At 36.1% G+C, this 15101-nt stretch carries 13 protein-coding genes and 1 tRNA gene; 2 read left to right on the top strand and 12 right to left on the bottom strand.

Going from position 1 to position 15101, the window contains the following annotated elements:
- Positions 1-178 precede the first annotated feature (178 nt).
- The 8 genes from DFR79_RS02405 to DFR79_RS02370 all read right to left on the bottom strand — a co-directional run bounded on the left by DFR79_RS02405 (position 179) and on the right by DFR79_RS02370 (position 8487).
- Positions 179-1162, bottom strand: a complete 984-nt coding sequence (locus DFR79_RS02405; protein ID WP_133513904.1) for an ornithine carbamoyltransferase — start codon at positions 1160-1162, stop codon at positions 179-181.
- A 121-nt stretch (positions 1163-1283) separates the two neighbouring features.
- A complete protein-coding gene (locus DFR79_RS02400) occupies positions 1284-2522 on the bottom strand; it encodes a YgeY family selenium metabolism-linked hydrolase (RefSeq protein WP_166637949.1) in 1239 nt (412 codons plus the stop codon).
- A gap of 115 nt (positions 2523-2637) precedes the next feature.
- Positions 2638-3189 carry a helix-turn-helix domain-containing protein gene (locus DFR79_RS02395; RefSeq protein ID WP_133513902.1) on the bottom strand — a complete coding sequence of 184 codons (552 nt, stop codon included), beginning with the start codon at positions 3187-3189 and terminating at the stop codon, positions 2638-2640.
- A 1-nt stretch (position 3190) separates the two neighbouring features.
- Complete coding sequence (gene thrC, locus DFR79_RS02390; RefSeq protein ID WP_133513901.1) at positions 3191-4438, bottom strand: threonine synthase; 1248 nt, start codon at positions 4436-4438, stop codon at positions 3191-3193.
- 61 nt (positions 4439-4499) lie between these two features.
- Positions 4500-5972 (bottom strand): pyridoxal-phosphate dependent enzyme, encoded by a 1473-nt coding sequence (locus DFR79_RS02385; RefSeq protein ID WP_133513900.1) that lies wholly within the window; start codon positions 5970-5972, stop codon positions 4500-4502.
- Positions 5973-6130: 158 nt separating this feature from the next.
- Positions 6131-6544 carry an OsmC family protein gene (locus DFR79_RS02380; RefSeq protein WP_133513899.1) on the bottom strand — a complete coding sequence of 138 codons (414 nt, stop codon included), beginning with the start codon at positions 6542-6544 and terminating at the stop codon, positions 6131-6133.
- Positions 6545-6646: 102 nt separating this feature from the next.
- Positions 6647-7054, bottom strand: coding sequence for a DUF134 domain-containing protein (locus DFR79_RS02375; RefSeq protein ID WP_133513898.1), 408 nt, complete (start codon positions 7052-7054; stop codon positions 6647-6649).
- Between the two features lie 86 nt (positions 7055-7140).
- Complete coding sequence (locus tag DFR79_RS02370) at positions 7141-8487, bottom strand: FAD-dependent oxidoreductase (protein WP_133513897.1); 1347 nt, start codon at positions 8485-8487, stop codon at positions 7141-7143.
- Between the two features lie 272 nt (positions 8488-8759).
- On the opposite strand from DFR79_RS02370, the gene DFR79_RS02365 reads away from it, so the two are divergent.
- Together DFR79_RS02365 and DFR79_RS02360 are read left to right on the top strand one after the other, a co-directional pair.
- Positions 8760-8835: transfer RNA gene (locus DFR79_RS02365), tRNA-Glu, on the top strand.
- Between the two features lie 213 nt (positions 8836-9048).
- Positions 9049-10347 carry a 3-deoxy-D-manno-octulosonic acid transferase gene (locus DFR79_RS02360; protein ID WP_133513896.1) on the top strand — a complete coding sequence of 433 codons (1299 nt, stop codon included), beginning with the start codon at positions 9049-9051 and terminating at the stop codon, positions 10345-10347.
- Between the two features lie 55 nt (positions 10348-10402).
- Here DFR79_RS02360 and DFR79_RS02355 read toward each other — a convergent pair whose 3' ends face one another.
- The 4 genes from DFR79_RS02355 to DFR79_RS02340 form a co-directional block, all read right to left on the bottom strand.
- Positions 10403-11791 (bottom strand): alpha/beta fold hydrolase, encoded by a 1389-nt coding sequence (locus tag DFR79_RS02355; protein WP_133513895.1) that lies wholly within the window; start codon positions 11789-11791, stop codon positions 10403-10405.
- Between the two features lie 28 nt (positions 11792-11819).
- Positions 11820-13943 carry an LssY C-terminal domain-containing protein gene (locus DFR79_RS02350; protein WP_133513894.1) on the bottom strand — a complete coding sequence of 708 codons (2124 nt, stop codon included), beginning with the start codon at positions 13941-13943 and terminating at the stop codon, positions 11820-11822.
- 135 nt (positions 13944-14078) lie between these two features.
- The gene (locus tag DFR79_RS02345) at positions 14079-14342 is read right to left on the bottom strand and encodes a lipid-A-disaccharide synthase N-terminal domain-containing protein (protein WP_133513893.1); all 264 of its coding nucleotides are present in this window, start codon (positions 14340-14342) and stop codon (positions 14079-14081) included.
- Positions 14343-14345: 3 nt separating this feature from the next.
- On the bottom strand, positions 14346-15065 hold the full coding sequence (locus DFR79_RS02340; RefSeq protein ID WP_133513892.1) for a glycosyltransferase family 2 protein: 720 nt from the start codon (positions 15063-15065) through the stop codon (positions 14346-14348).
- Positions 15066-15101 lie beyond the last annotated feature (36 nt).

Below are 15101 nucleotides of genomic sequence, written 5' to 3'. Positions count from 1 at the left end.
CAAACAGACTCATCAAAAACAACTTTTACTACTATCTACTCGATTACTGCCAGCCATTCCCATCAGATTACTAATCCTGGAGTCCAGAAACTATTACTTTAATTTTTAACAGCACCCCCTTTTAAAGAGTACCGGGTACTTAGAAATTTTTTCCAGGTGCCCGGTATCCAATCCAATTTTACTTACCACCCATTGTTAAAGTCATTACAGCTTTAGCTGTGTGTAATCTATTTTCTGCTTCTGTAAAGACTATTGAGTGTTCTCCATCTATTACAGAATCCTCTACCTCATTCCCGCGGTCAGCAGGCAGAGCATGCATGTACATTACATCAGCATCGGCCATGGCCATTCTCTCTTCTGTGCACTTCCAGTGTTTATTTGATTCTAAAAGATCATCAATTACTGCATCATCCTGATTGGTAACCCAGCTGCCCCAGTTTTTAGGTATAACGATATCAGCTTCACGATAGGCTTCATCCTGATCATGAGTAATTTTGAAAGTTCCATTATTTTTCTCAGCGTTTTCCCGGGCCTGTTCAATTACCCATTCCGGCATCTCATATCCTTCTGGGTAAGCCAGAGTTACATCCATACCATAACGGGGGAAAAGTAGTGCCTGAGTTAAGGGGACAGAAATTGGCTTTTTGTGACTTGTTGCATAAGCCCAGATAATTGATACTTTAAGATTATCAGTTCTCTTTTTCTTTTCTTTTATTGTCATTAAATCTGCAATACCCTGCATTGGATGGTAAAGATCACACTGTAAGTTCATTACCGGAACTTTTGCATGATTGGCCAGTGAACGCAGATACTTATTTCCAATTTCCCAGACACAGTTACGGCAGGCAATTGCATGTCCATAACTTCCTAAAATAACACCTGTATCTTTTGCTACCTCACCGTGAGAAACCTGCATGGTGCTGGTATCTAAAAAGTTGGCATGACCACCTAACTGAGCCAGTCCAGCCTCCATTGAATTTCTGGTTCTGGTTGACTGCTCAAAAAACATTAAAAATGCTGTTTTATCTCTCAAATATGGAGTTGGCTCTCCCATCGCAAATTTTCTTTTTAGATCAAATGAAACATCCAGCAATGTATCAATCTCATCTTTTGTCCATTCCTGTAGTGTTATAAAATCTCTTCCTTTTAATTGAGTTTCCATTTAAAAATTCCTCCTTTGAATTTTGGTTAGTTGATTGGCACCGGGTACTTGGAGATTATTTCCTTTTATTATCACCTGTTTTAATATGGAAATAATTTCCAAGTACCCGGTACCATTTAATTTAAGCTAATAAATTTTCTGTTTTCTCGGGCATTTGATCAGCATACTTTTCTACAAATAATTTTGGAATTGCAGCATAAATTGCAGCTGCTTTAACAAGTTCTGATTTCCATGTTTTTTCATTTGGGGCATGAGCCTGATCTTCATGGCCCGGTCCAAAACCAATACAGGGAATCCCGTGGCGTCCCATAATTGAAACTCCATTGGTCGAAAAGGTCCACTTATCAACCAGCGGCTCTTCTTTAAATAATTCCTGATAGGCTTCCACTGTTGTCTGGCAGACCGGATGCTCCTCTTCGATCAACCAGGTTGGAAAATAGGCTTCGATTGGATATTGAAAATCGGTATAAGATGGTCTCTCATACTGGTACATCTCAACTTCTGCTTCTGCATCATTAACTGCAGGTAAATTTTTAACCTGCTGGACTGCAAACTGCCAGCTTTCTCCTGCAGTCAGGCGGCGGTCAATAGAAATACTGCAGCCATCAGCTACTGCACAGCGGGAAGGTGAACTGAAGAAAACCTCAGAAACCGTCAGGCTGCCCTTACCCAGAAACTCATGTGGAGTTAAATTGGGATGCAGAGCCTTGAGCTCATTGATAATCGGGGCCATCTTGTAAATTGCATTTTCTCCTCTTTCGGGAGCAGAACCATGACAGCTGACTCCATGAGTACTAACCTTGATTTCCATTCTACCCCGGTGACCGCGGTAAATATTACAGGAAGATGGTTCAGTAATTACTACAAATTCCGGTCGAATATCATTTTCTTCAATCATATAATGCCAGCAGAGTCCATCACAATCTTCTTCCTGAACTGTACCGGTAATAATCAGAGTATAGTCATCTTCTAAGCCTAAATCCTTAATAATTTTGCCGGCATAAACCATTGAGGCCATGCCGCCTTCCTGATCGCTGGCTCCACGACCAACAATTATCTCATCATCTTCATAACCCTCAAAAGGATCATAATCCCAGAGAGATTGATCACCAACTCCAACAGTATCAATATGAGCATCCATAGCAATCACATGACTGCCGTGGCCGATATATCCTAAAATATTACCCATCTCATCAATCTCGATTTTGTCAAAACCAACCTTTTCCATCTCTTCTTTAATTCTTAAAACAACTTTCTCTTCCTCACAGCTCTCACTGGGAATTCGAATCATATCTCTCAAAAATGAACTGATCTCAGATTTATAGTTTTCAGCCTGTTCAACAATTTTGTCAAATTCTATCACTTAACTGGCACCTCCATAAATAAATTTGCTCACTAAAAATTAATCGATAATTCTTTAAAATTTTATTACCCAAATGCTTAGTAAACACTTTCTTTTTTAAATAAGTACAATTTTAAAAATTAGGTGGAGTAATGGCAGAAATAAAATGCAGGTCTTCCTCACCAATACTCTTAATCTTATGAGGTAGACTTGCTTTATAATAAATGCTGTCCCCTGGTTCTAATTCATATTCCTGATCTCCAATCTTAATATACATTTTACCCTCCACCACAATGGTACATTCTTCTCCTAGATGATTGAGTGGATCATCCGAGGTAGCAGCCCCGGGTTCTAAAGTAGCTGCAATCACTTCCATCTCCCTATTTAAATCTGGAGAAAGCAGCTCAAAAGTTAGATGTGAACCGGGAAAATTTAAAATTCGGCGCTCATCTTTGCGGACAACTGCATTGTGGTTTTCTTCCTCAATTAAAAAGTAGAAAATTGGAACCTCTAAAGCTCTGGCGATCTCCCGCAGTGCAGTAATTGAAGGTTCGGCCAGTCCCCGTTCCACCTGACTTAAATAACTTGATGTTTTTTGAATTTTCTCTGCCACATCATTTAAGCTCATCCCTTTGGCCTTGCGTTTTTGTCTGATCCGCTGACCTAATTTTGTATTATCACTCATCTTAAGTCACACCCTTTTCGGCAAAAACCCTGGTTAGTTTTTCAAGATCCGGCTCAACTTCAATTGGATCTCCGGCAGCCCGGCGAGCATTTTTGACATCTTTAAGTCCATTCCCGGTAATTACAACTGCTGCAGTCTGATCTGTCTTTACAATTCCTGCGGCTGCTGCTTTTTTAAGTCCAGCCAGTCCGGCAACACCTGCCGGCTCACCAAAAATGCCGGTCTTTTTGCCCAGAGTTCTCATCATCGCCAGAATCTGCTCATCACTGACATTAATCATCTCACCCTCAGAATCTCTGACTGCTCTTACTGCCTTCAGCCAGTTGCGTGGTTTCCCCACAGCAATACTGTCGGCAATAGTGTTTTCAGCTGTTACTTCCAGATCTTTTCCGCTTCTAAAAGCCTCGGTAATTGGGGCACAGCCTGCAGCCTGAACTCCCAGAAGTTTTGGTATTCTATCAATAAAGCCAATTTCTTTGAGATCAAATAAACCTTTATAGGCTCCGGCAAGAGTACAGCCATCACCAACAGAAAATACAACCCAATCCGGCATTTCCCACTGCAGCTGTTCTGCCAGCTCCAGAGAAACTGTTTTTTTCCCTTCAACCAGATAGGAGTTAATAGCAGCATTGCGGTTATACCAACCCCATTTATCAATAGCAGCTGCTGAAAGATAAAATGCTTCTTCATATGATCCTTTAACAGAAACTACATCAGCCCCGTAAATTAAAAGCTGGGCCAGCTTACCGGCTGGAGCCCGATCGGGCACAAAAATCACAGCATTCATTCGGCCTCCCATCGAGGCGATATTGCCGGCCAGAGAAGAAGCGGCATTACCTGTCGATGAACAGGCAACAGTTGTTGCACCTGCTTCCTGAGCCTTAACCACAGCCATCGCTGAAGCCCGGTCTTTTAAAGATGCAGTCGGATTTAAACCATCATCTTTTATGATCAATTCTTTAATCCCAAACTCATCTGCAAGGACCTGTGAATTATAAATTGGAGTATTGCCAACAGCAAGTTTTGGTTTTTCTGTTTCTGGATTGATTGGCAGCAGTGGTTCAAAACGCCAGATTCGCCGGTCGGAATTTGCCTTAAGATCCGCCTTTGACCACTCAGCCTTAATTTTTTGATAATCATAATCAACATCCAAAATTCCATCCTCACAGTCATCACAGAGATAACGTTCAGGATCTGCTTCATATTCCTTACCACACTTAATACAGTGCAGCCCTGTTACATATTTCATCTGCTTCACCTCAATTACTATTTATATATTTCTACAACATATATATATTGCTTATACAATTCTACAGTTCTTCTAATAAACCTGTTCTCCGGTTAAACTCTTCTATTAATTTATCAATTTCTGCTGCCTGAGAATGAATTCCGCCCCAGTAATTTTCATAATCATACCACTGAGCATTTAATTCTTCCGAATCTCTACCCTGCTGTTCAATCCAGGTATAATATTTAAGATTATGAACCCTATGTCTTTCTTCAAGTCCCATCTCTAAAATATTTTCTGTATTTATACCTTTTAAATAACGCTGATAATCCTTAATCGCATCTTCCCTTGTGTATTCTCCTCTGTCTTCTCTCATTTCTTCCAGGCGGGAGGAATATAATTCCAGCGAATCAGTTAAAACGGTCATCAGCATCTGGTTTTGATCAAGCTCATAGTACTTGGCCATTTTAATTGCTCCAACCAGATTTGCTATCCCAGAAATTCCCATCAGTTCAAGTTTTTCGACAAATTCACTGGGAACACCCTGCTCGATTAGATACTCTCTTCCAGCTTCTTCGTTAAATAATCTCAGCAGAGAAACTGCTCTCTCATCATCAATAGCGACTGCCATATCAGTATTTTTAACATTATGAATCCAGGGAATATGTTTATCACCAATACCTTCAATTCTGTGGGCACCAAAACCATTGCTTAAAATTGTTGGACACTGCAGTGCTTCCCCAACAGCGATTTTACTCTGAGGGAACTGATCTTTAAGATGATCACCAGCTCCTAAAGTACCAGCAGAACCTGAGGTAGCAAAAAAACCAAAGTAATTATCTTTTTCACCCATTTCAGATCTGATAACTTCTTCCATTGCAGCACCTGTAACCTCATAATGCCAGAGGTGGTTGCCGAATTCTTCAAACTGATTGAAAACTGTAATATTATCCCTGGTTTCTCTCAGTTCCCAAACCTTATCGAAAATTTCCTTAACATTACTTTCTGTTCCGGGAGTAGAAATCACCTCACCTGCAACTTTCTGGAGCCAGTCAAAACGCTCCTTACTCATCCCTTCGGGTAAAATTGCAATTGAATCACAGGCTAAAAGCTGAGAGTTGTAAGCTCCACCACGGCAGTAATTACCGGTTGAAGGCCAGACTGCATGGCTGGAAGTTGGATCAAATTGTCCTGTTACCAGCTGGGGAGCAAGACAGCCATAGGTAGCTCCCACCTTGTGGGCTCCGGTAGGAAACCATTTACCAACTATCGCAAAAATTCGAGCCTCAACACCTGTCAGTTCTGAAGGGAATTCTATATAATTTACACCATCATAAAGGCCTCCATCTTTTTTAGGCTCATTTTTCCAGCTGATGCGGAATAAATTATAGCTGTTTACATCCCAGAGACCGATATCTTTCAGCTGTTCTTTGATCTTATCTGGAATAAGCTCCGGGTTTTTCATCTGCTTAAAAGTTGGCAGAATTATGTTCTCCTCCCGGGCACGCTCAACTGCTTTTTCTAACTGTTTTTCGTTTAAATCTAAATTAATCATCATTTTCCTCCCTTTTTATAGTAAGAGTATTTGAAAAATTGTCTGCTTAAAAAATTAAATCACACTTTATATATTCAATGAGATTTAAATTAATCCTGCAATATTCCGCAGATAAAATAAAAAAAATACCCGTATACCCGGGTATTGAATAATATCTATTAATCTGTGTGTTCTATTTCATAACTGGAAGTAATTTCCGCATTGAGGGAGTTGCTGGCTGAACAGTACTTTTCTTCAGAAAGATTAATTGCTCTTTCTACTTTTCGATCATCCAGTTTTTTACCCTTTAGTTTATACTTGATATGGATTTTAGTAAAACGCTTGGGAGCCTCCTCTGCTCGCTCTGCCTCAACATCCATCTCAAAATCTTCCAGCTCTGTTTTCATTTTCTTTAAAATTAAAACAATATCAATACCGGTACAGCCAGCCAGTCCAGCAAGCAGCAGTTCCATTGGCCTTGGACCCTTATTATGACCCCCGCTTTTTTCTGCTGCATCGATAGTTAAATCATGACCTGATGCCAGCTGGTTTTTAAATTCTAAATCTCCCTGCCAGTCTACATTAATTTTCATAATTGTGCCTCCTCTGGATTTGCTCTAATCTCTTCAGGACAATTTACTTCAATTAACTTTATAAATTATTATTAATACTAAGCCGGAAATCCAGCTAAAAATTTAAGAATCCTGACTGTCATCACAATCATGACATGGCTTTTCCCTGGATTCCTCACCATGTCGTCGGGTTCTACCCGTTTTCATTTTTTTACCACATTTGGGACAGTGACCGGGACGGACTAATCTATAATCTCCACCCGCAAATTTAATCGCTTTACCACAGGTTAAGGCTTCTGCCGCCTTCTGACGAGCTGAAGTCAGTACCCGCTGAAAAGTAGGTCTGGAAACATTCATCACCTCTGCAGCTTCGGCCTGTTTTAAACCTTCAACATCCTTTAAGCGCAGAGCCTCTACTTCTTCCATAGTCATCTCTACTGTTTCCAGCTGATGACCGGGGACTCCTGCCGGTTTGAAAAACCTGATTTCTGGTAATTTCTCTATTATTCGATCCTTGGTTGGACGTGCCATAATGCTCACTCCTGTTACATTTATTTAAAGTTAAGTAAAATACTTTGATATATTTATTATAACAGATTGGTGAGAAAAGAACAAAATCATAATTTCTTTTCAGCAACCATTCCCAGAATAGCCACAGCATCTTTGGGTCCGGAATAAGGAGGTGCATAAGCAAGGTCAACCTGGAAAAGTTCATCTGCTGTCATACGATTATAAACTGCTGTTGCCAGAACATCAATTCTTTTATCAGACCCATCACCACCAATTACTTCTGCTCCCACTATAACACCATTTTCTTTATCAAAAATACCTCTGAGATGAATAGAGTCTGTTCCGGGATAATAGCTGGCATGATTGTGGGCCTTAATTTTAACTGCAGCTGCATCAATACCTTCTGCTTTAGCTTCTTTTAATCCTAAACCAGTTTTAGCAGCTGTGAGCTCAAAAATCTTGGTGATTCCAGTTTTTAAAATTCCATAATGCTCTGCCTCTCCACCAGCAGCATTTTCGCCGGCAGTCCTTCCCTGTTTATTAGCAGTTGAGCCCAGCGGAACCCAGACATCTTTATTTGTCAGAAGATCTGTTGATTCAGCACAGTCACCGGCAGCATAAATATCTTTAACATTAGTCTCTAATTTTTCATTGACTTTAATTGCCCCTGTCTCACCAACTTCGATTCCGGCCTCCTGAGCCAGTTTCGAGTTAGGTTTAACTCCAATTGAAAGCAGTGCCAGATCAGCTTCAACTTCTCTACCAGAAGCTGTTACAATTTTTTCTACCCTGCCTGAACCTTCAAAATGGTCTATACCATCATCTAAAATTAAATTAACACCCTTTTCTTTTAAGTGTTCAGCGACAAGATCAGCCATTTCTTTACTAAATGGTGGTAAAACCTGGTCTTCAAGTTCAACTACTGTAACCTCCAACCCTAATTTACTAAAAGCCTCTGCCATTTCCAGGCCAATCAGACCGGCACCAATAATTACAACCTTTTTCGTTTCCTGTCTACTGACAGCTACTTTAATCTGATCAGCACTTTCTACTGATCTCAGTGTAAATATGTTTTCTAAATCAAGTCCAGCAAATGGCGGCTTAATTGCTGAAGCGCCAGTACTAATAATTAATTTATCAAATTGATATTCCCCATTTTCTCCACTGTTAAGGTTTTTATAAGAAAGTTTTTTATCATCTTTATTAATTTTAGTTACTTCATGCTGCAGGCGTACTTCTACATTATATTTTTCCTTGAAATCCTGAGCCGTATTCATTACAACTTTATCCCGAGTTGGAGTTACTCCTGAAATATAATAAGGAAGTCCACAGCCCGCATAGGAAATATCTGTATCTTTTTCAAAAACTACTATTTCTGCGTCTTTGTCGGTTCTTCTCGCTTTAGCAGCTGCACTTGTACCTGCTGCTACAGCACCAATAACTGCAATTTTCATTTTAAATTCCTCCAGTTGAAAATATTATAAGTAATTTCTGCTCTAAATATATTATTCTAGATTTATCGGTTACTTCCTTGTCCTAAAATTGGTTCTCATTATTAATTAACAAATTCAGATTAAAATATAAATTTTAGGCCCCCCAGAATTACTATACTCACAGCCATAATAGAGCGAAAATTTTAAATTATATTTCTTCAGAAAATTTCTTGACGGAAGCTATTTCTTATGCTATTATATTTATTGCAGTCAACAAAACTGTATAAAAATTTGCCCTCATCGTCTAGGGGTCTAGGACACTAGGTTTTCATCCTAGCGGCAGGGGTTCGAATCCCCTTGAGGGTACCATTTTGAGATTAAGACAGCCAATCGGCTGTCTTTTTTTTGTGTGCAGGTACCGTTTACCGACCCAATTTTTACCAATTGTTTTTGATTATATCAATTTGTATTTTTTTTATTGTACAAATACCATGAACCTATCCACTTATCTATTGAAATTTGTCTTAATTTTTCAGTTCTGATATAATTCAGTTAGCAGTTAACAAAAGGGGTTTTTTAATAATGTACATAATTTATAATTTACTACTTTTCATCATCTTAGTAGTATACTCACCAATTTTAATATACAAAAAAATTACTAATTCAAATAAAAAAAATATTAAAGAAATGTTTGGTTTTTATTCTAATGATATAAAAAAATTAGCTGAAAATAATAAAATCATCTGGATCCATGCAGTTTCTGTTGGTGAAACTGTTGCCGCAAGTCCAGTTGTAAAAGAGTTAAAAAAAGAAATGCCTGAATATAAAATAATTTTCTCAACCACTACCTACACCGGACAAAATATGGCTCACAAAATAATTAAGGATGCTGATGCTGTTGTTTATTTCCCCTTTGACCTAACCTTTGCTGTTAAAAAGGCTTTAAAAACAATAAATCCTGAGCTCATAATGATTATCGAAACCGAGCTCTGGCCAAATTTTATCAAAATAGCGAAAAATAAGGGTCATAAAATCATCTATGCAAATGGTAGAATTAGTGACAGCAGCTTTAAAAAATATAAATATTTAGGTTCAATTTTGCCTGAGATGCTTAATAATATCGACTGTCTGGCCATGCAGTCTGCACAGGATAAGGAAAGAGTGATAGAACTTGGCGCTGATGCAGAAAAAGTACTTAACTTAGGTAACACCAAATTTGATCAGAACTATTCTTCAATCTCTGAAAGTAAAAAAGAAGATTATAGAAACAAATTTAAAATTAATGAAGATAATTTAGTCTTTGTTGCCGGCAGCACCCATGCTGATGAAGAAAAACATCTAATTCAAATTTATAAAGATTTAAAAACAAAATTCCCAGAGTTATATTTTATTGTTGCACCGCGCGATATTGAAAGAGCAGCAGAAATTGCAGATCTTTTTCAAAAAAATAACATTGATTACATAAAAAAATCAGAGCTTAAAAGTGAAAGCTCTGACAAAATTGATGCCCTTATTTTAAATACAATTGGAGAACTGGCACAAATATATAGTATTGCTGATCTGGTTTTTGTCGGAGGCAGTATGATGGGTAAAGGCGGACATAACATTTTAGAACCTGCAGCCCACGGTAAATTAGTCTTTTTCGGGCCAGATATGTCTAATTTTAAAGACAGCAGAGATCTTTTACTTAAAAATGATGCCGGAATACAGGTTAACAGCTGGCAGAGTTTAAAAAAGCAACTCCTATATTATTTAAATAATATAAATGACTTAAATAGTAAAGGTGAAAAGGCCAGAAAAGTAATTTTAAATAATAAAGGTGCATCTAAAAGAATTCTTGATCATACTTTAAAAGTACTCAAGCAGAAGCAAAATAACTAGTTTATTTTGCCTCTTCTTACATCAACAGCAAATACCCTGTAGAGTTTTGATAAAACTACCTTTTTAATCTTTGAAAGATAGTAAGCAAATAAGCATAAGCAACATCAAGATTCATCCACCAGCGTAATAGAGTACCTTTTAGAACTCCGTACTTTTTTTCTTTAAGTGTTTGATAGTATTCAAATTTATTCCATCCATAGCCATTACCTCGTCTTTTAGCAATAAAATTAAGACCTGCTTCTATCCGATAACGATATTTAAAATGTTCTGGTAGTTTATTCCAGAGTTCACGTCTTACCGCACGCTCACCAGAGTTTAGGGCAAATAAAGTTACTGCTTTCTGCATAAAATTATTCCTAACTCCGATATACATATCATATTTTCTTTTAGCAACAGGTTGAATAATCCGACCAACAATTTCAACAGTCAGATCCTTTAGATCAGCATCACAGAAAAATAATATATCTGCATCAGTATTCTCAACTCCCTGCTGCATTGACTGAGCCTTCCCTCTGTTGGTATCATTTTTTATCAATTTAACTTCTTCAAATCTGCTTACCACCTCTGCAGTATTATCTGTTGATCCATCATCAATAACAATAATTTCGTTTAAAAAATCAGCCTGAGTTAAAACATCCAAAACCCGATCTATATTCTGAGCTTCATTATAAGCTGGTATGATAGCAGCTATTGTATCCTCTTTCTTATTTTTTTCTTTATTAATATTTTGATAAAAATCTTTGATATTTTTGTAAATTTCAGAACTTTTAGCTGAGAAAAATAGATTATGATTTTTATTATCTATAATTTTTATATAATGAGGGGCTTCAATTTTACGGCTGATATATCCAATTGCTTTATAATTGCCTATTGGATCATTTTTTGAATAAATTGTAAAAACTGGACATGTTATTTTAGAAAGTTCATTTTTTAATAATCCATTTGCTTTTTTAACAATTTTTAATCCATTTGCATGCATTTGATTATAATAAAATGTATTTTGGCGTACTTTTTCTTCTTCCTCTGATAATGGTTTTGGCCAGTATTTTTTGAAAAAACTAAGTGTTGATAAACCAGGAATATTAAAAGGGAATTTAAGTTTATAAGGCAGACAAACACTAAAAACTCCATCTATAGGAAATTCACTGGCAAAATGAAGTGCCATTTGAGCCCCAAAAGAAACACCTCCGAGAATGACTTCCTCATACTTTTCTAGATCATTTTTTAGTTCAGCTTCAATTTGATTAATAAAATCTTTTAATTCTAGATCATCCAAATCCTGAATTTTATTTCCATGACCTTTAAGAAGCATCACCTTAACATCTGCAGCAAGAGTATTACTTAAATATTCCGGTAAACCATTAAAATCAGTTGGACTACCTGTATAACCATGGATTAAGAAAAATAAAGTTTTAGAATCATTCTTTAGCTCTATATTAATCATAGAATCAACTCCAATAATTGAATTAAATTCAATATTTTATAACTATAAAATATGCTTTGCCATCAGTAAAAAAAGGATCTCCTACAAAATTAATTCCCAGTTTGGGCTCAACAAGTTGATGTTTTTCTGCAGATTTGATCATGGAAATAGTCTGTAGATCCTCAAAAAGATATTCCCGCTCACTATCAATATTAGGATCAATCTTATGAGTTATACCCCACTTAATACCGCTGTCAAAACTTGCCGTACCTAGATATATTATTTTCCCTTCATTTGTTATAAAGTTAGTCTCCCAGAAACGAGCATGATGTCGAACTCTAATATTATCACTGGAATCTGGTTTTTCAAAAGCAAGATCATGAACCTTTGAATTCCAGAAATCAGGTGTAACCGGAGCATTTTGGTATGGTTTTTTTAATAAAGCCGCTTTTGCCGCTTTATATAAAGTATATATATTAATTTCATCTGCTAGACTCCAGCCAGCATTTTGAAAAGTTCTAATTAATTGTTTTTCATTATTAGCTATAATAATGAAACTTATCGGTTCCTCTTTTTTTCCTAAAAGAGTCTCTGTGTACTTAAGCTGATTATCCTCAAAAATATTGAAGGCTTCACTAACAATAAGCGGCTTCTGTGGGTTAGTTGTTCGATAAGGAATCTGATAATCTAAAGAAATAAATGTATATGAACCCACTGCTAAAAATATTATAATAATTGAGATTATCTTTTTTACTGGCACAGATAACTTTATATCGTTAAATCTCTGAAAAATTTTTTTTTGATTAAGACTTAAATATTCTGAAATACTTATTGCGATAATCAACCAGAGGGCTCCAACTAAATATCCAGCCCAGACATCACTTAAAAAGTGTACACCCAGGTAAAGCCTGCTGAAACCGATGGCAATAATTAATATCAGGCCCGTAAAAAATATATTTATTTTGTTTTTCCAGTTAGAAATTTCTTTCACTAAAAAATAAGTTAAGAAACCATAAAAAGCAACTGAAATTGTAGCATGGCCGCTGGGAAAAGAAAAAGAACTTTCTTGATAAATTGCAACAGCTGGCCTTGGCCTATGAAAAAGCAATTTACCGATATAGGTAAATAACACACTACCTGTAATACTAGTCAGGATTGGAAATATATATGATTTCTTATTCCAGAGCCATAAAATCAAAATTATGCTAAATGTAAAAACTAATATAACCTGCCATTTGCCAAGAAAAGTAATCCAGAAAAATATATCTGTAAGAGTTTCATTTCTAAAAACAGTCAAAAGATTTGCTATTCTATGATCTACACTAATAATTAGATCAGTAGTTAGAAAATCTTCAATAATACCTCCTAAAAGAGCCATTACGTAGAATAAAGAAAAAACAAAAAGGGTAACTGGAAGGCCAAAAAAATTACCCCTATCAAATCTTTTTCTTAAAAATGAAAAGAAAGTCTTATGCTGCTCAACAAATTCTTTTACTTCTTTATTCTCTACCACAGCAGTTTTTATCGATTTACTTATTGAAACAATTAAAGTTAAAAGTTCCTTCCCCCTGCTCAATGCAAAATGCTTGAGTAAATATATTAAGATTATAAAGGTAATTAATCCTGTAAAGAAAATTGTAAATCTTGTGGACCAGAGGGCAACAAGCTGCCAGGTCCTCCCAAAAAAGTAACCAAGAGCAATATGAGATGCTGCCCATAATATGCTGCTTAAAATATTCCACAGTAAAAAAACTTTACTATCTAACTCAAAAAAACCTGCAATAAATGGTATAATGGGTCTTACCCAGCCAACAAATCGACCCAGAAAAACACTTTTAGCTCCATAATGTTCAAAAAACTTTCTGCCTTTTATAAAAATCTCCTGATTAAATATTTTTCCGCCCTGATTAAATGGGACTTTTTTATTTTTCCCTAAATAAAAACTATAATTATCTCCTAAAACAGCAGCCAAAAAAACTAAAATATACAAAATTACAATATTCAAACCGCCGTGAGCTGACAAAAAGCCTCCAATAATAACCGCTATACTTCCGGGTACTATTAAACCTATAAAAGCAAAAGATTCAAAAAAAGCCAGAATAGCAATTATTAGATAGCCCAAGCTAGAGAAATTTTGAATTAATGATATTAGATAATTATAATAAGTACTCATAAAGAAATCCCCTTTTTGAATAAATTTAATCAAATAAATTATTTCTTCTCAGAATCTTTTCCGGTTGAGCTCTAATTACTGTTATTGGGGTACTTAACTCATATGAGGCGTCTGAAGTAAACTAATCTAATTATATTAACTATTTGCGCTTTTTCTATTTTTTTTAATCAAATATAAGTTACGCAGATAAATAAAAGAACCGGTTGACTGTCCCACAATAAAGACCGGATCCCGCCGATGAACTGCATAAACTAACAAAGTAAGACTTCCTGCAATACTAAAATACCAGAAAGCATTTGGGACTATACTTTTTTTGGCTCTTTCTGACGCAATCCACTGAATAACAAAACGTAAGGTGAACATTGCCTGACCAACAAAACCAATTATTATCCATATCATAAATTAATCCCTCTTTATATTATAATTAATAATTCTTTTTTTCATCCACAGCATAACCAGAGTATCAAATAATCCTCTCCACATCCTATTATTAATCCCATACTTAGACTGACCATACTTGCGGGGATAATGGTCAACCGGAACCTGCTTCACATTATATCCATTAATTCTGGCTAAAGTAGGATAAAATCTGTGCATGCCTTTAAAAGGATAAAATTCTTTATGAATCTCATTTTTGAAAATTTTTAAAGGACAGCCGGTATCAGTAATCTTTTCACCAGTAATAAAATTCCGAACCCCATTACCAACTACTGAAGATAATTTCTTTATCAGACCATCATTCCGATTTGTCCTCATCCCTATTACCATATCATAATCTTTTAAAAAGGGAATCAGTTTTGGAATGTCAGCCGGACTAACCTGGAGATCAGCATCTAAAGTTATTATATATTTTCCTTCCGCTTCTTTAAAACCAGCTAAAAAAGCAGCAGTCTGGCCATTATTTTTAGTAAAATGTATTGCTGAAAGTTTATCTATTTTTTCCTGCAGCAGATCTATCTTTTGGCTGGTTCCGTCCTGACTTCCATCATCAACATAAATTATTTGATAATTAAATTCATCCTCATTTAATTCATTCATGATACTATCTGTTAGAGGAGACAAATTTTTAATTTCATTGTAAATGGGTACCACTATTGAAAAATCATATTTATAATTCTGCATTTTCCACCATCCTTAATTCAAATACATCTTTAAATT

The organism is Halanaerobium saccharolyticum (assembly GCF_004362045.1).
Classification (GTDB): domain Bacteria; phylum Bacillota; class Halanaerobiia; order Halanaerobiales; family Halanaerobiaceae; genus Halanaerobium; species Halanaerobium saccharolyticum_C.
The sequence above is the reverse complement of the archived record's forward strand: the minus strand, read 5'-3'. Positions and strand labels throughout refer to the sequence as shown.

Coding starts and splice junctions, on each gene's coding strand:
- DFR79_RS02350 (WP_133513894.1), bottom strand. CDS start 13,943: ATGAGTACTTATTATAATTATCTAATATCATTAATTCAAAATTTCTCT.
- DFR79_RS02370 (WP_133513897.1), bottom strand. CDS start 8,487: ATGAAAATTGCAGTTATTGGTGCTGTAGCAGCAGGTACAAGTGCAGCT.
- DFR79_RS02340 (WP_133513892.1), bottom strand. CDS start 15,065: ATGCAGAATTATAAATATGATTTTTCAATAGTGGTACCCATTTACAAT.
- DFR79_RS02380 (WP_133513899.1), bottom strand. CDS start 6,544: ATGAAAATTAATGTAGACTGGCAGGGAGATTTAGAATTTAAAAACCAG.
- DFR79_RS02385 (WP_133513900.1), bottom strand. CDS start 5,972: ATGATTAATTTAGATTTAAACGAAAAACAGTTAGAAAAAGCAGTTGAG.
- DFR79_RS02355 (WP_133513895.1), bottom strand. CDS start 11,791: ATGATTAATATAGAGCTAAAGAATGATTCTAAAACTTTATTTTTCTTA.
- thrC (WP_133513901.1), bottom strand. CDS start 4,438: ATGAAATATGTAACAGGGCTGCACTGTATTAAGTGTGGTAAGGAATAT.
- DFR79_RS02360 (WP_133513896.1), top strand. CDS start 9,049: ATGTACATAATTTATAATTTACTACTTTTCATCATCTTAGTAGTATAC.
- DFR79_RS02405 (WP_133513904.1), bottom strand. CDS start 1,162: ATGGAAACTCAATTAAAAGGAAGAGATTTTATAACACTACAGGAATGG.
- DFR79_RS02395 (WP_133513902.1), bottom strand. CDS start 3,189: ATGAGTGATAATACAAAATTAGGTCAGCGGATCAGACAAAAACGCAAG.
- DFR79_RS02345 (WP_133513893.1), bottom strand. CDS start 14,342: ATGATATGGATAATAATTGGTTTTGTTGGTCAGGCAATGTTCACCTTA.
- DFR79_RS02375 (WP_133513898.1), bottom strand. CDS start 7,054: ATGGCACGTCCAACCAAGGATCGAATAATAGAGAAATTACCAGAAATC.